The following is a 14,490-nucleotide window of genomic DNA, read 5'->3' on the forward strand; positions in this document are numbered from 1 at the left end:
GCCCAGGACCTGGAGGTTCCCGTGAACAGCGCCGACGGCTGGGGGGACGACGTCTACCAGCCCGATCCTTCCGACATCCAGGAGGACGCCGGGCCGCTCGACGCCGACGACACTCTGATCTCCGACGGCGTCGCCGACCCGCTCGACCGGGGCTGGTCCCCGCCGGAGCGGCCGTGGGCGGTAGAGCACGACGGTGTGACGGCGGCGGAGCGCCAGGCCGGGGAGACGCTCGACCAGCGGCTCGCCGAGGAGCTGCCCGATTCCGCCGCACCCGACGGCGACGGCCTCGGCGACTACGACGGCGGTGACGGCGAACTGCTGGACAACGAGGTCGGCCGACTGCGCTCCGGTCGGCTGGTCGCCCCCGACGAAGGGGCGCACGAGGACGACGAGAGCGCGCTCGTGGCCACCGACGTCGGCATCGACGGTGCCGCCGCCACCGCCGAGGAGGCCGCGGTGCACATCGTCGACGAGGACTCCCTCCCCGGCTGATCCACCCGCACCCCGCCCCACCGCCCCGCGCGAGGAGCCGCCATGCAGCAGGACAAGCACCCCGAGTACCGCCCCGTGGTCTTCCGCGACCGGGCCGCCGGGTACGCCTTCCTGACCCGGTCGACCGCGGTCAGCGAGCAGACCATCGAGTGGGACGACGGCGAGACCTACCCCGTGATCGACGTGGAGATCTCCTCGGAGAGCCACCCCTTCTACACGGGCAAGGCCCGCACCGTGGACACCGAGGGCCGCGTCGCCCGCTTCGAGCGCCGGTACGGCGGAGCGGACTCCGGCGACGCGACCTGAGAGGGGGCCGCGCGTCAGATCACGTTGAGGGCCGCCGCACAGCCCACGCCGCCGAGCACCATGAAGACGGGCATCAGCACCTTGATCTCGACCCAGCTGCCGGCCCGGAACCGCATCACCTTCGGCGGCCCCAGCGGGTACCAGCGCTTGCGTCCGATCGGGATGGGCCACAGGATCGGGCAGCCCGAGACGGTCAGCGCGTCCCCGATGTCGTGGACCAGGGCGCCCAGGACGATCGGCAGGCCCAGCCACAGGTACTCCTGGCCCTGCGCCTCGAACAGCCAGTGGGAGCCGTTGCCGTCCTTGTCCAGCATTCCCGCCAGGATCCAGGCGCTGGTCGCGGCCAGCAGCCAGACCAGGACATCGCTGCTGGAGCCGCGGGCCGCTCGCCACAGCAGGCCCTCGATGGCCAGCACCATGTGCACGAAGAGGATCGCCAGCACCGCCCAGCGGCCACCAGTGATCGCCAGCGCCGAGCAGGCGGCTCCGATCATGACCGCCCACAGCCAGGTGTGGGTGAGCGTGCGGTGCCCGCCCGAGCGACGCGCGTCGCCCGGCTTCCTGGTCGCCTTGTAGACGGCGTACGACAGCTTGTCGACGACTTCGCAGACCCTGCGCGACACCGGCCCGAACGACCGCGAGATGGTGGCCGCCTTGTGATCGAGGTCCGGGGCGAGCGCGGCACCCGCGCAGATCAGGGCGCCCACCAGCAGGACCGGCCAGGGCATCGGATGACCGAAGGCCGCGGTGGCGGCCCCCACCCCGAGCCAGGCAGCGGCTCCCGACAGTGAATGTGCTGGTCCCATCATGGCCGCTTTCCGCCCCATTCCTCGTGTACCACTGTGCAGTTGAGCCGGAGCGTTGACGCCCCGTCGGCGACACAGCGTAGCTGCCATGATCATGGAGGCGACAGCCGATTCCCCGGTTGGCACCGAGGCCAGGCAAGATGGGGGCGTGACCCTCATCGATCAGCTGCCGCCGACCGCCGACCCCGACGCCCTCTACGAAGCCTTCGAGTCGTGGGCCGACGAGCGCGGTCTCACGCTCTACCCCCACCAGGAGGAGGCGCTGATCGAGGTGGTCTCCGGGGCGAACGTGATCGTCTCGACGCCCACCGGCTCGGGCAAGAGCATGATCGCCGCGGGCGCGCACTTCGCGGCACTGGCCCGCGACGAGGTCACCTTCTACACCGCTCCGATCAAGGCCCTGGTCTCGGAGAAGTTCTTCGAACTGTGCAAGCTGTTCGGCACCGAGAACGTCGGCATGCTCACCGGCGACGCCTCGGTGAACGCCGACGCGCCCGTGATCTGCTGCACCGCCGAGATCCTGGCGTCCATCGCCCTGCGCGACGGCAAGAACGCGGACGTCGGCCAGGTCGTGATGGACGAGTTCCACTACTACTCGGAGGGCGACCGCGGCTGGGCCTGGCAGATCCCGCTCCTCGAACTGCCGCAGGCCCAGTTCATCCTGATGTCGGCCACCCTCGGCGACGTCTCCTTCTTCGAGAAGGACCTCACCCGCCGCACCGGCCGCCCCACCTCGGTGGTCCGCTCGGCCACGCGCCCGGTCCCGCTCTCCTACGAATACCGGCTCACCCCGCTCACCGAGACACTGACCGACCTGCTGGAGACCAAGCAGGCCCCGGTGTACATCGTGCACTTCACCCAGGCGCAGGCCGTGGAACGCGCGCAGGCGCTGATGAGCATCAACATGTGCACGCGCGAGGAGAAGGAGCGGATCGCCGAGCTGATCGGCAACTTCCGCTTCACCACCAAGTTCGGCCGCAACCTGTCCCGTTACGTACGGCACGGCATCGGCGTGCACCACGCCGGCATGCTGCCCAAGTACCGGCGTCTGGTGGAGAAGCTGGCCCAGGCCGGTCTGCTGAAGGTCATCTGCGGCACGGACACCCTCGGCGTGGGTGTCAACGTGCCCATCCGCACAGTGCTGTTCACCGCGCTGACCAAGTACGACGGCAACCGGGTGCGCACGCTGCGGGCGCGGGAGTTCCACCAGATCGCGGGCCGGGCGGGGCGGGCGGGCTTCGACACCGCCGGTCTTGTCGTCGCGCAGGCCCCCGAGCATGTCATCGAGAACGAGAAGGCGCTCGCGAAGGCGGGCGACGACCCGAAGAAGCGCCGCAAGGTGGTGCGCAAGAAGGCTCCGGAGGGCTTCGTCGGCTGGACGGAGAACACCTTCGACAAGCTGATCACCTCCGAACCCGAGCCGCTGACCTCGCGGTTCCGCGTGACGCACACGATGCTGCTCTCGGTGATCGCCCGGCCCGGCAACGCCTTCGAGGCCATGCGCCACCTCCTTGAGGACAACCACGAGCCGCGCAAGCAGCAGCTCAAACACATCCGCCGGGCGATCGCGATCTACCGCTCCCTGCTGGACGGCGGGATCGTCGAGAAGCTCGACCAGCCGGACGCCGAGGGCCGCATCGTGCGTCTCACGGTCGATCTCCAGCAGGACTTCGCGCTCAACCAGCCGCTGTCCACGTTCGCACTCGCCGCGTTCGAACTGCTCGATCCTGAGTCGCCCTCCTACGCCCTCGACATGCTGTCCGTGGTCGAGTCCACGCTGGACGACCCGCGCCAGATCCTGGTCGCCCAGCAGAACAAGGCGCGCGGTGAGGCCGTGGCCGCCATGAAGGCGGACGGCGTCGAGTACGAGGAGCGCATGGAGCGGCTTCAGGACATCACGTACCCGAAGCCGCTGGAAGAGCTGCTCTTCCACGCGTACAACACCTACCGCAAGAGCCACCCGTGGGTCGGCGACCACCCGCTGTCCCCGAAGTCGGTCGTCCGTGACATGTACGAACGGGCGATGTCCTTCACGGAGTTGGTGTCCTTCTACGAACTCGCCCGCACCGAGGGCATCGTGCTGCGCTACCTCGCCAGCGCCTACAAGACCCTCGACCACACCATCCCGGACGACCTGAAGTCCGAGGACCTTCAGGACCTCATCGAATGGCTCGGCGAGATGGTCCGCCAGGTGGACTCCAGCCTGCTGGACGAGTGGGAGCAGCTGGCCAACCCGGCGGAGATGACCGCCGAGGAGGCCCAGGAGAAGGCCGACCAGGTGAAGCCGGTCACCGCCAACGCGCGCGCCTTCCGGGTCCTCGTCCGCAACGCCCTCTTCCGCCGTGTGGAGCTGGCCGCGCTCGACCAGGTCGAGGAACTGGGCGAGATGGACGCCGAATCCGGCTGGGACGCCGATGCCTGGGGCGAGGCCATGGACAAGTACTGGGACGAGTACGACGACCTCGGCACCGGACCCGACGCCCGCGGCCCCAAGCTGCTGGTGATCGAGGAGGAGCCGCAGAACAAGCTGTGGCGCGTCCGCCAGATCTTCGACGACCCGAACGATGACCACGACTGGGGCATCAGCGCGGAAGTCGACCTCGCCGCCTCCGACGCGGAGGGCCGTGCGGTCATCCGTGTCACCGATGTCGGCCAGTTGTGAACAACAGGAGAACCCACCGATGACGAACCCGGCCGAGAGCCTGGTAGACCTGCTCGACCTGGAGCAGATCGAGGTCAACATCTTCCGTGGCCGAAGCCCGCAGGAATCCCTCCAGCGGGTCTTCGGCGGCCAGGTGGCCGGCCAGGCACTGGTCGCCGCCGGACGCACCACCGATGGCGACCGTCCCGTGCACTCGCTGCACGCGTACTTCCTGCGGCCGGGTCGCCCCGGCGTGCCGATCGTGTACCAGGTGGAGCGCGTCCGCGACGGACGCTCGTTCACCACCCGGCGGGTCACGGCCGTGCAGCAGGGCCGCACGATCTTCAATCTGACCGCCTCCTTTCACAAGCCCGAGGAAGGACCGTTCGAACACCAGCTGCCGCCGGCCCGTGAGCTGCCGGACCCCGAGTCCCTGCCGCCGGTCGCCGAGGAGATCCGCAAGCATCTGGGCGCGCTGCCGGAAGCCCTGGAGCGGATGGCCCGCCGTCAGCCCTTCGACATCCGCTATGTCGACCGGCTGCGCTGGAACCCGGAGGAGATCGACGGCGCCGACCCCCGCAGCGCGGTGTGGATGCGCGCGGTCGGCCCGCTCGGCGACGATCCGCTGGTGCACACCTGCGCGCTGACCTACGCCAGTGACATGACTCTCCTGGACGCGGTCCGCATCCCGGTCGAACCCCTGTGGGGTCAGCGGAACTTCGACATGGCGTCGCTGGACCACGCCATGTGGTTCCACCGCCCGTTCCGCGCCGACGAGTGGTTCCTGTACGACCAGGAGTCCCCGATCGCGATCGGCGGCCGGGGCCTGGCGCGCGGCCGTATCTACGACCAGCAGGGGAACCTGCTGGTGTCGGTCGTCCAGGAGGGCCTGTTCAGGTCCCTCTGAGGCAGGTGCGTGTCCCGTCGGAGCGCCTGGTGCCGGTCGGCGCCAGGGCGTTCCGGGAGCGTCGGCCGCGCAGCCATGCGAGGAGCCTGCGGCGTTCGCGCGCGGCTTCCGGAGTCTGCGGGCGGACGAGCGATCCGGGCCGCCGCGGCATGGAGGCGGGGCTGGGACGGGGCGAGCGGGCTCGTGCTTCCTTGGGTGAGTCCGCCGCCCGGGCCTCCCTCAACGCCTGCTCCAGGTCGGCGCACAGCCACATGATCTCGTCCGGGTCCTGTGCCGTCATCAGTTCCTCGGCGAGGTCCGCGGATGGGGTGCCCGGGGCGCCGTGGCGGGGTGGCACCGGGCGGAGCCGGTCGAGACGTGCCCGCTCTGCGGGAGTCTCGGTGGCGGCTGCGACCTCGTCGGGCGGGAGCAGGGACGCCAGCGCTCCGGCTCGCGCCCAGGGGTCGCCTTCCGCGTCCCTCAGCAGGAACCCGAGATGACGGCCGCGCCAGTTGCGGGCGCGCAGATCCACGCCCGCCGCCACCTGGCTTCTCAGGGTCTCGGGTGTCCGGCCCTCCAGGAGATGGGCGTTGACGTCACGCGCCGCGAACTCCTCCACTTCTTCGGCGAGGTACTGCCAGACCACGACCCGGTAGCGGTTGAGATAGAAGCGCACCGGCACCAGCAGTCCCAGGCGTGCGAGCCGGGCGAACCGGCCCGGAGAGATGTCCATGAGCGCCGCGGCGCCGGTCGTGGTCACGAGCCGCACGCGCGCCCGGAGAGTCTCAGGGAAGCCGTCCTCGGCACGGATGCGGTCGATCTCCGTGCGCTCGACGCGGCGTCCGCCGCCGCCCTCGTCCCGCATGGTCCGGACGCGGCCGAGCTGGACGGCGAGGTCGAACTCGGCTCGGTTCAGCCCCAGTTCCCGTGCGGCGCGGCTCGGGGTGCAGGTGGTGGGGCTCGGTGAGGTCAGGGTGGTTCCCGGCATGGTCGTACTCCCCCGTGGAGTGTGTGGCTCACGCCCTGTGCGTTCGCCGTGCACACACCGTAGCCGGTTCCGTGCTCTGCGTGGCAGCCCTGTGGATAACTCCGACGCGAGCCACAAACCCGCAGGTCAGATGTCTGCCACTGGGGTGTGCTCGGGTCGGCGGGCGTCCACTTGGAGATGTTCTCCGACCCGGTTGACGAGCACCGTCATCTCGTAGGCGATCTGTCCGATGTCCGCCTCCGCCCCGCTGAGCACGCACAGGCAGCTGCCCGAGCCCGCGGCGGTGACGAACAGTACGGCGTCGTCGAATTCGATCATCGTCTGGCGGACCCGGCCGGCCCCGAAGTGCCGGCCCGATCCCTTGGCAAGGCTGTGCAGGCCGGAGGCCACGGCGGCGAGGTGCTCCGCGTCCTCCCGCCGAAGTCCCGTACTGGCTCCGGTGACCAGGCCGTCGTTCGACAGGACCAATGCATGGCGAACGTGGTCCACGCGCTCGGTCAGATCGTCAAGAAGCCAGCCAAGTCCTTGGTTATGCCCCATGTTCCGTCTCCCCGTGCGACCTCTCCCCCTGGCCGGAGGATCTATCCGCCAGCCTTCCCCACCTCCGGCGTCCGGGCAAGCAGGATGGGCGTATGGCACAGAAGATGACCGACGAGGAATGGCGGGCGTTCGTCTCGTACGGCACCCGAACCGGCAAGCTGGCGACGGTCAGGGCGGATGGGAGCCCTCATATCGCCCCGATCTGGTTCCTGCTCGACGGTGACGAGCTGGTCTTCAACACCGGCAAGGAGACCGTGAAGGGGCGAAATCTCGCCCGTGACAACCGCGTCGCCCTCTGCGTGGACGACGACCGGCCGCCCTACTCCTTCGTGGTGCTCAACGGGGAGGCCCGTCCGACGGAGGATCTGGACCAGGTCCGGCACTGGGCCACCCGGATCGCCGCACGGTACATGGGCGAGGAGCGTGCGGAGGAGTTCGGCAGCCGCAACGGCGTTCCGGGCGAACTGCTGGTCAGGGTCTCCATCGACCATGTGGTCGCGATGAAGGACATGACGGACTGAGAAGGCTCTCGGTGCACGGGCGCCTCGGCCCACGATCTCGCGGCGCCCGAACCACCCGTGCCTCAGCCCACCCGTACCTCACCCCACCGGTGCTTCAGCCCATCGACGCCTCAGCTCACCGAGTCCAGCAGCCGGGCGGTGTGCATCCGCCCGGCGTACTCGACGAGACGGATCAGCACCTCCTTGCCGGAGTCACGGTCCCGCGCGTCGCACAGGACCACGGGCGTGCCCGAGTCCAGGTCCAGAGCGCGGGAGACGTCGTGGGCGCCGTAGGAACGGGCGCCGGGGAAGCAGTTGACGGCCACCACGAACGGGATGCGCCGGTGCTCGAAGTAGTCGACCGCCGGGAAGCAGTCCTCAAGGCGGCGGGTGTCGGCGAGGACCACGGCCCCCAGGGCACCTTGCGACAGCTCGTCCCACAGGAACCAGAAGCGGTCCTGTCCCGGCGTCCCGAAGAGGTAGAGGGCGAGGCCGGAGCGGATGGTGATGCGGCCGAAGTCCATGGCGACGGTCGTGGTGGTCTTCTGGTCCACGCCGTCGGTGTCGTCCACCAGCCGCCCCGCCTCGCTGAGCATCTCCTCAGTGCGCAGCGGCCGGATCTCGCTGACGGAGCCGACCAGGGTCGTCTTGCCGACGCCGAATCCGCCCGCGACAAGTATCTTCAGCGCCAGGGCGGAGCTGTCGTCGACGTCGGAGTGCTCAGAGGCCATGATCACTTCTCTCGGGAGGGCCGGCTGCGGTGACGTGCTCGGAGCGTGGGGTCAGCATCATGACAACTGCGGCACCACTGCGGGCGTTCGGACTGAAAAACACTCGAAGTGACCGCTTCCCGGCCGAATGGTTGCCGAACGAGTGCGGGACGGCGTAGGGGCGAGCCGCGGGCCGGTCGGGAACGTTCATCTACAGTGCCCGCAATCCCTCGATGACCTCACGCAGAATCCGTTCGTCCGGCAGATGGGCCGGGGGAACAGGGCGGCTGACGGTGACACAGCCCAGCTCCAGGAGGTCGCCGAGGAGCACCCGGACCACGCCCACCGGGAGGTCCGCGTCCGCCGCGAGTTCGGCGACGGACTGCGTCTCCGTACGGCACAGCTCGATCAGGGTCCGGTGCTCGGGGCCGAGCGCGGTCCCGTCCATTCCGGGCGCGGCGGGGTCGAGGGTGACGAGCGCGATCAGGTCGAAGGCCACTCCCGTCGGGCCGGGCTGGGTGCGCCCACCGGTCATCGCGTAGGGGCGGACCAGCGGTCCTGCCTCGCCGTCGTACCACTGGCTGCCCTGTTCCACCGGGGCGCCTGGCGGGTTCTCGGTCATCCGTGCCGACCCTTCCGGTTCATCCTGCGGCGGGCGGCCGCGCCACGATGCGCGGAGCCGTGGAGAGGTGTTCACCCACCCGCTTGACCAGGCGTGCCATCTCGTAGGCGACCAGGCCGATGTCGGCGGTGACGGCCGTGAGGACCGCGAGACAGGAACCGTCACCGGCGGCTGCCACGAAGAGGAAGGCGTCGTCCATCTCCACCATGGTCTGGCGCACGCCACCCGCGCCGAAGTGGCGTCCCGCGCCCTTGGCGAGGCTGTTGAAGCCGGAGGCCACGGCGGCCAGATGCTCCGCGTCGTCCCGGCCGAGGCCGCTGGAGGAGCCGACGGCCAGGCCGTCGTTGGAGAGGACGACGGCGTGGCGCACCTCGTGCACGCGCGTCACCAGGTCGTCCAGCAGCCAGTCGAGTTCGCCGGACCGCTGCGCGCCCGTTCTGTTCGAGTTCTGGATCATGCCGGATCTCCTTCAGTGCTGTCGCTGCCCGTTCGGGGCTCCTGGGCGGCGGTGCGGCCGGGCCGTCTGCCGCCGCCTCGCGCCCAGCCGTCTCGATAGGCCGCCATGCGCTGCCGTACGAGTTCGGGGGTGCGTGCGTCGTCCGCGTCGGGTTCGGGTTCCGGCGCCGCCTCCTCGGGGCGCTGCTGCCGGAGCTGGGGGACGAGGTTCGCCTGGCGCACGCGGCGTGGGAGGTCGTCCGTGGGCTCGGAGTCGTTCGGTGGGTGGTGCGGCCTCAAGGTGCTGACTCCGGGAAGCGGTGGTTCGGGCGCCGGAGTGGGCGCCGGTGGGGCGGTGACGGCCAGGGCGGGGCGGTCGACCGGGGCGGCCACCGCCTGCGGGTGGGACGGAACCTCGGGCACGCGCGCGTACTCGGGGCGCGGCTCCGGGAGCGCCGGGGGCTGCTCGGCGTCCGGTTCCTCGGGGCCGTTGTGGACGAGGGCGGTGGGCAGCAGGACGACGGCGGTGGTACCGCCGTACGGCGAGGTGCGCAGGTGCACCTTGATGCCGTGCCGGGAGGCGAGCCTGCTGACCACGAAGAGTCCGAGGCGGTCGGTGTCGAAGAGGTCGAGGGCCTCGGACTGCTCGATGCGCCGGTTGGCGTCGGCGAGGACGTCGGGGCCCATGCCGAGCCCGCGGTCCTCGACCTCGAGGACGTAGCCGTTGCCGACGGGTTCGCCGGAGACGCGCACTCGGGTGTGGGGCGGCGAGAACTGGGCGGCGTTCTCCACCAGTTCGGCGAGCAGGTGGGTGAGGTCGGCGACGGCCGCGCCGACGACGGAGGCGGCGGGCAGCTGGCGCACCTCCACGCGCGCGTAGTCCTCGACCTCGGACACGGCGGCGCGGACCACGTTGGTGAGGGAGACCGGCATCCGCCAGGCGCGGCCGGGTGCCGCTCCGGAGAGGATGATCAGGCTCTCGGCGTGGCGCCGCATCCGTGTGGTGAGGTGGTCCAGGCGGAAGAGGTCGCTCAGCTCGTCCGGGTCGTCGGAGCGCCGCTCCATGCTGTCCAGCAGGCTGAGCTGGCGGTGCACCAGGACCTGGCTGCGCCGGGCGAGGTTGACGAAGACGCCCGAGATACCGCTGGCCAGTTCGGCGCGCTCCATGGCGGCGCGGAGGGCCGCACGGTGCACGGTCGTCAGGGCTTCGGCGACCTGACCGGTCTCGTCCTCGGCGGGGGGCCCGGCGGGCGCCTCCGCCCGGATGTCGATCTCCTCACCGGCGCGCAGTTTCCGCATGGCGGCGGGGAGTTTACGGCGGGCGATCTCCAGAGCGTCGTTGCGCAGGCTCACCAGCTCGATCACCAAGCCGCGTCCGATACGGACGGAGATCACCAGCGAGGCGATGACCGCGGCGAATCCGAAGAGCACGGCGGCGCCCGCGGGGCTGAGCAGTCCGCCGGTGAACGGGTCGGTGCGGCCCGCGACTTCCCGGCTCGTGTCCGCCGCGACGGCGGACATCCCCTCCTGCACGCGCGCGTACGCGACGGTCCAGACCGACCCGGACGACGAGTCGACCGCCTTCGCGTCGTCGCCCGCGGTGAGAACGTCGTCCTCGCTCGCCGTGAGCGACGTGTAGGCGCTGTCGCTCGCCACACGGCTCCAGGCGGCGCGCTGGGCGGCGGGCAGGTCCGCGACGGCCGTGTCGGTCAGGGCACGGCGGGTGGTCACGGCGGCGTCGAACAGCCGCAGCCGTTCGCCGCGCAGCACCGTGGTCGGCCGGGTACCGGCGACGACGGCGTTCTCCTGGGCCAGTGCCTCGGCGGCGCGGGAGAATTCCAGCAGTACGCGCGCGTCGGAGCCGGTGTCGGACTGCTGGATGCCGGTGAGCGCGCCGTCCACGGCGAAGGCGCTGCCGATGGTCTTCGTGTACTGGTCGTACGCCTGGTTCCAGCCGGTCGTGCGGTCGAGTACGGCCGTGCGCAGGGTGCGTAGTTGTTCGGCGCCCGTCACGAAGGCTGTCAGGCGGCTGCCCACCACGGCGGGCAGTTCCTGACCGGAGGCGACGGTGCTGTGGTCGCCGAGGCGCAGCGCGGCCACGGTCCGGTCGGTGCGGGAGACGAGGGTGCGGAGGTCGTCGGCGTGGGCCGCGCTCGGGTCGTTCGCGTACCGCACGGCGGCGGTGCGTTCGTTCTGGAGGGCGGCGACGGCGGCGGCCACCGGGCTGCGCAGTTCGTCGTCCACGCGTTGCGACTGGCGCAGGCGGGTGACGTCCTGGGCGGTGGTGACAGTGGCGTACGCCCACAGGGCGAGCAGGGAGACGACGGGCACCATCAGCAGGCAGACCACCTTGGCGCGCACGGTGCGCGGGCGCATGTGCCAGCGCCCCGCACGCGGGGGCGCGTGGTCCGGTGGGAAGTCGAGGAGCGCGTCCAGGGGCTCGTCGGCCGGCGGTCCGGCGTGCGCGCGGCGACCGCGTCGCGGGGGCGGAGCCTGCGTCGACGCAGCGGCCTGTGGTGTGCTTCGGGGTGGGCGCATGGCCTCCTCGCTCTGGACGTGGTTCGGTGCTGTCGGGTCCGGGCTCCCGCTAGCGGACGGCGCTCTCGACGGGCTGTTGGGCGGTGGCGGACGCCGCGCGCTCGTCGGCCGTGGGCGAGAGGGCCACGAAGGCCGAGGTGATGAACAGGTAGGAGCCGAGGCCGACGGCGAGCGGGAAGATGAACTGCATCGCCGTGGCTCCGGGCAGCGGCTCGCCCGAGGGGTCGACCCGCACGCTCACGGCGAACATCCCGCTGTAGTGCATGCTGCTGACGGCCGCGCCCATGACCAGGGAGGCGAGGGTCACCGCGACGGGCGACTTGATGTTGAGGCCGGCCCACAGCGCGGCGGTCGCGGCCACGACAGCGATCACCACCGAGAGGCCGACCAGGGCGGGGTCGTAGGTGACGTGCCCGTGCAGCCGCACCGCCGCCATGCCGAGGTAGTGCATCGCGGCGACACCCAGACCGGTGGTGAGGCCGCCGATCAGGAGCGCCCTGTTGCGGTCCTTGCTGTAGCCGACGGCGAAGACACCGGCGCAGACGACGACCATGGCGACGACGAGGCTGAGAATGGTCAGTGGCACGTCGTATCGGATGTCGGTGCCGCTCACCCGGAAGCCGAGCATGGCCACGAAGTGCATGGTCCAGATGCCGGTGCCGATCGCGGAGGCGGCCGTGACGAGCCAGTTGCGGCGCGCGCGTCCGGTGGTGGCGAGCGCGCGCACGGTGCAGCGCAGGCCGAGCGCGGCACCGGTGCAGGCCATCGCGTACGACAGTGCGGGGGTCAGCCAGCCGAAGGCGGCGTGGTCCATATGTCCCATGGCTCACGGACGCTAGCCGGGGCAGGGGCGTACGCAGGGGGCGCGTTTCGAAAGGTGTCACAACATGACACAAACGCTGTCACAGCATGACGCAGAGTTGCGATGAACGGGTCGCATCGTGCCCGATCATGCGCGCGGCGGCGTCATCGGTTCGGGTGAGAGATCATGCGGAACATGAGTGACGACCACACACACGTCCAGGAGTTCTTCGGCGCCCGGGCGGCCGGCTGGGACAGCAGGTTTCCCGACGACGGCCCCGCCTACGAGGCCGCGGTCGCCGATCTCGGGCTCAACGAGGGCGACCGCGTGCTGGACGCGGGCTGTGGCACGGGTCGCGCGCTGCCGTTCCTCCGGTCCGCCGTCGGGTCCGAGGGGACGGTGATCGGGGCCGACCTGACCCCGGCGATGCTCCAGGCCGCGGTGGGCGCGGGCCGGGACCGCGACGCGGCTCTCCTGCTCGCCGATGTCGTCGCGCTGCCGCTGCGCTCGGAGTCCCTGGACGCCGTCTTCGCGGCGGGACTGATCGCGCACTTGCCGGAGCCTGCCGAGAACCTGCGTGAGCTGGCCCGTGTGGTGCGGCCGGGCGGACTGCTCGCGTTGTTCCACCCCATCGGCCGGGCCGCGCTGGCGGCACGCCAGGGACGGGAACTCACCCCGGCCGACCTGCGGGCCGAGGCCAATCTGGGGCCGCTGCTCGCGGGTTCGGGCTGGCGCATGACGTCGTACGTCGACCAGGACGACCATTTCCTGGCCCTGGCGGTGCGCGAGCCCTGAGGCGGACGATCGGACACTCGCGGTCGGACGCGGGGGCGCCCAGCTCGACCAGGTGTTTCCCGGCTTCCGTTCACTCCGGCGCGTCGGCCGCCGAGGTGGGCGTGTGGCGTACCGGGCAGCCGCCGAGCCCGGGTACGGGCCGGGTGCCCAGGTCGGCGGTCCGGTAGCCGTCCGGGTAGCTTCTGACCTCCCAGTTCTGGCGGGCGAAGTGCGGGGTACGGCGCGGTGGCAGCAGCCGGACCAGGCGACCGCGCGTCCGCACGGCACGGCGTACAAGCGAGGTGGCTGCCTCACCGGGTGGTTCGTAGCGGAAGGCGCGCAGCAGCGGCTCGTCGAGCAGCGCGAGCGTGGTGGTGCGCAGCAGGGGTGCGAGGGGGCGCGGGTACCAGGAGGCCATCAGGTCGAGGGTGGCGTCGGAGACCTGCCGGGAACGCTCGTCCCAGGCGAAGTGGGTCTCCTCGTAGGTGTCGAGCAGGTCCTCGAACTCCTCGTAGGTCTCCGGGATGCCGGGGATGCCCAGGTGGCGGCCGAAGGTGCGGTAGTACTCGGTGGTGGCGACGACCTCGTGGCGGGACAGGCGCCGCCAGCCGTAGGCGTCGATCCAGCGCCGGGGCATCACGACGAAGGTGGAGAGGACGTAGCGCATGTCCTCGTCGCTGATGTCGTAGGCGCGGTGCATCTGGTTGATCCGGCGGATCGCGGTGCGGGCCTGTTCGGCGGCGAAGCCGTGCTCCATGACTGCGTCCAGGAGCAGCGAGGTGTCGTCGTACCTCTTCTGTGTGCGTTCGGTCAGCTCCGCCGTCTCCGCCAGCAGGCGTCCGATGCTCGGGACGGCGTAGGTGCGGAACAGCGCGAGTTCCAGCGCCCGTGTGTAGTCCCAGGGGAATTCGAACGCCGCACTGAGCCGGTAGATCTCGTGGGCGTCGGCGACCGGGTCCATCCGCCGGATCTCCTGGAGCCGCGCGAACCGTTTCACTGACATGTCCCCTTCTGCCGTTGAATTTCCAACTCTACGGTGAGCAGCGGCAGATGCTCGATCGGCGACTACCCCGGTCAGGGGAAAGGCGGTCCGCATCTTCGATGCGATTCGCAGGTACGCGGCCAAGTTCCACAGCACCTCCTCACAGGTGAAGCCCGTGGGGAGCCCGGCACGGCGCACCCCCAACTTGTTCGAGGCGGCGGCCGCCTATGTGGCGGCGCGCGCCGAGGACGATCAGGACGGGATCGACGAAGCGTCGGCGTGGGTGTCGCCGGAAGCGCTGTCCTTCGGGGTCGGCGAGCTGGCGTGTCGCGCGGTCGTCACCCTCGCCCGGGAGCGGTCCATGTCTCCTCGCGCGGTCGCCCATGACCTCCTCGGCCTGCCCGCGGTGTGAAAGGCGGCACGGACGGACAGCGGGTGATTCGCCCCTGTCCGGGCGGAAAACCGCAG

Annotated in this window: 16 protein-coding genes; 7 read left to right on the top strand and 9 right to left on the bottom strand. The window is 70.8% G+C overall.

Going from position 1 to position 14,490, the window contains the following annotated elements; translation table 11 throughout:
• The first annotated feature begins 21 nt into the window (after nt 1-21).
• Both B079_RS0114040 and B079_RS0114045 read left to right on the top strand, forming a co-directional pair.
• Nucleotides 22-492, top strand: a complete 471-nt coding sequence (locus B079_RS0114040) for a DUF5709 domain-containing protein (RefSeq protein WP_026248679.1) — start codon at nt 22-24, stop codon at nt 490-492.
• A gap of 42 nt (nt 493-534) precedes the next feature.
• Nucleotides 535-798: a type B 50S ribosomal protein L31 gene (locus B079_RS0114045; RefSeq protein WP_018546451.1), complete on the top strand. Its 264-nt coding sequence runs from the start codon at nt 535-537 to the stop codon at nt 796-798.
• A 14-nt stretch (nt 799-812) separates the two neighbouring features.
• Here the strand turns inward: B079_RS0114045 and B079_RS0114050 are convergent, their stop codons facing one another.
• Nucleotides 813-1,607 carry a metal-dependent hydrolase gene (locus B079_RS0114050; protein WP_026248680.1) on the bottom strand — a complete coding sequence of 265 codons (795 nt, stop codon included), beginning with the start codon at nt 1,605-1,607 and terminating at the stop codon, nt 813-815.
• Nucleotides 1,608-1,752: 145 nt separating this feature from the next.
• On the opposite strand from B079_RS0114050, the gene B079_RS0114055 reads away from it, so the two are divergent.
• Nucleotides 1,753-4,266 (top strand): DEAD/DEAH box helicase, encoded by a 2,514-nt coding sequence (locus B079_RS0114055; RefSeq protein WP_018546453.1) that lies wholly within the window; start codon nt 1,753-1,755, stop codon nt 4,264-4,266.
• A 19-nt stretch (nt 4,267-4,285) separates the two neighbouring features.
• A complete protein-coding gene (locus B079_RS0114060) occupies nt 4,286-5,152 on the top strand; it encodes an acyl-CoA thioesterase (protein WP_018546454.1) in 867 nt (288 codons plus the stop codon).
• Here B079_RS0114060 and B079_RS0114065 read toward each other — a convergent pair.
• Both B079_RS0114065 and B079_RS0114070 read right to left on the bottom strand, forming a co-directional pair.
• Entirely contained in the window at nt 5,139-6,119 is a 981-nt protein-coding gene (locus B079_RS0114065) for a DUF6397 family protein (protein WP_018546455.1), read from the bottom strand. The genes B079_RS0114060 and B079_RS0114065 overlap by 14 nt on opposite strands.
• Before the next feature lie 126 nt (nt 6,120-6,245).
• Nucleotides 6,246-6,659 carry a roadblock/LC7 domain-containing protein gene (locus tag B079_RS0114070; protein WP_026248681.1) on the bottom strand — a complete coding sequence of 138 codons (414 nt, stop codon included), beginning with the start codon at nt 6,657-6,659 and terminating at the stop codon, nt 6,246-6,248.
• Nucleotides 6,660-6,751: 92 nt separating this feature from the next.
• On the opposite strand from B079_RS0114070, the gene B079_RS0114075 reads away from it, so the two are divergent.
• On the top strand, nt 6,752-7,180 hold the full coding sequence (locus B079_RS0114075; protein WP_018546457.1) for a PPOX class F420-dependent oxidoreductase: 429 nt from the start codon (nt 6,752-6,754) through the stop codon (nt 7,178-7,180).
• 110 nt (nt 7,181-7,290) lie between these two features.
• Here B079_RS0114075 and B079_RS0114080 read toward each other — a convergent pair whose 3' ends face one another.
• The 5 genes from B079_RS0114080 to B079_RS0114100 form a co-directional block, all read right to left on the bottom strand.
• Nucleotides 7,291-7,890: a GTP-binding protein gene (locus B079_RS0114080; protein WP_018546458.1), complete on the bottom strand. Its 600-nt coding sequence runs from the start codon at nt 7,888-7,890 to the stop codon at nt 7,291-7,293.
• Nucleotides 7,891-8,080: 190 nt separating this feature from the next.
• Nucleotides 8,081-8,491 carry a DUF742 domain-containing protein gene (locus B079_RS0114085; RefSeq protein WP_018546459.1) on the bottom strand — a complete coding sequence of 137 codons (411 nt, stop codon included), beginning with the start codon at nt 8,489-8,491 and terminating at the stop codon, nt 8,081-8,083.
• A 19-nt stretch (nt 8,492-8,510) separates the two neighbouring features.
• Nucleotides 8,511-8,948 carry a roadblock/LC7 domain-containing protein gene (locus B079_RS0114090; protein WP_018546460.1) on the bottom strand — a complete coding sequence of 146 codons (438 nt, stop codon included), beginning with the start codon at nt 8,946-8,948 and terminating at the stop codon, nt 8,511-8,513.
• Nucleotides 8,945-11,464, bottom strand: coding sequence for a sensor histidine kinase (locus tag B079_RS0114095; RefSeq protein ID WP_026248682.1), 2,520 nt, complete (start codon nt 11,462-11,464; stop codon nt 8,945-8,947). The genes B079_RS0114090 and B079_RS0114095 overlap by 4 nt, the downstream gene beginning before the upstream one ends.
• A gap of 49 nt (nt 11,465-11,513) precedes the next feature.
• Complete coding sequence (locus B079_RS0114100) at nt 11,514-12,287, bottom strand: MHYT domain-containing protein (RefSeq protein WP_026248683.1); 774 nt, start codon at nt 12,285-12,287, stop codon at nt 11,514-11,516.
• A gap of 174 nt (nt 12,288-12,461) precedes the next feature.
• Between B079_RS0114100 and B079_RS0114105 the strand changes: the two genes are divergently transcribed.
• Nucleotides 12,462-13,061 (top strand): class I SAM-dependent methyltransferase, encoded by a 600-nt coding sequence (locus tag B079_RS0114105; RefSeq protein WP_026248684.1) that lies wholly within the window; start codon nt 12,462-12,464, stop codon nt 13,059-13,061.
• Between the two features lie 70 nt (nt 13,062-13,131).
• Here the strand turns inward: B079_RS0114105 and B079_RS0114110 are convergent, their stop codons facing one another.
• Nucleotides 13,132-14,037, bottom strand: a complete 906-nt coding sequence (locus tag B079_RS0114110; RefSeq protein WP_018546464.1) for an oxygenase MpaB family protein — start codon at nt 14,035-14,037, stop codon at nt 13,132-13,134.
• A gap of 151 nt (nt 14,038-14,188) precedes the next feature.
• On the opposite strand from B079_RS0114110, the gene B079_RS0114115 reads away from it, so the two are divergent.
• On the top strand, nt 14,189-14,434 hold the full coding sequence (locus tag B079_RS0114115; protein WP_234016789.1) for a hypothetical protein: 246 nt from the start codon (nt 14,189-14,191) through the stop codon (nt 14,432-14,434).
• Nucleotides 14,435-14,490 lie beyond the last annotated feature (56 nt).

Source organism: Streptomyces sp. LaPpAH-108 (genome assembly GCF_000373625.1).
Classification (GTDB): domain Bacteria; phylum Actinomycetota; class Actinomycetes; order Streptomycetales; family Streptomycetaceae; genus Streptomyces.

Coding starts and splice junctions, on each gene's coding strand:
- B079_RS0114070 (WP_026248681.1), bottom strand. CDS start 6,659: ATGGGGCATAACCAAGGACTTGGCTGGCTTCTTGACGATCTGACCGAG.
- B079_RS0114105 (WP_026248684.1), top strand. CDS start 12,462: ATGAGTGACGACCACACACACGTCCAGGAGTTCTTCGGCGCCCGGGCG.
- B079_RS0114100 (WP_026248683.1), bottom strand. CDS start 12,287: ATGGGACATATGGACCACGCCGCCTTCGGCTGGCTGACCCCCGCACTG.
- B079_RS0114060 (WP_018546454.1), top strand. CDS start 4,286: ATGACGAACCCGGCCGAGAGCCTGGTAGACCTGCTCGACCTGGAGCAG.
- B079_RS0114080 (WP_018546458.1), bottom strand. CDS start 7,890: ATGGCCTCTGAGCACTCCGACGTCGACGACAGCTCCGCCCTGGCGCTG.
- B079_RS0114075 (WP_018546457.1), top strand. CDS start 6,752: ATGGCACAGAAGATGACCGACGAGGAATGGCGGGCGTTCGTCTCGTAC.
- B079_RS0114065 (WP_018546455.1), bottom strand. CDS start 6,119: ATGCCGGGAACCACCCTGACCTCACCGAGCCCCACCACCTGCACCCCG.
- B079_RS0114045 (WP_018546451.1), top strand. CDS start 535: ATGCAGCAGGACAAGCACCCCGAGTACCGCCCCGTGGTCTTCCGCGAC.
- B079_RS0114090 (WP_018546460.1), bottom strand. CDS start 8,948: ATGATCCAGAACTCGAACAGAACGGGCGCGCAGCGGTCCGGCGAACTC.
- B079_RS0114050 (WP_026248680.1), bottom strand. CDS start 1,607: ATGATGGGACCAGCACATTCACTGTCGGGAGCCGCTGCCTGGCTCGGG.
- B079_RS0114095 (WP_026248682.1), bottom strand. CDS start 11,464: ATGCGCCCACCCCGAAGCACACCACAGGCCGCTGCGTCGACGCAGGCT.
- B079_RS0114085 (WP_018546459.1), bottom strand. CDS start 8,491: ATGACCGAGAACCCGCCAGGCGCCCCGGTGGAACAGGGCAGCCAGTGG.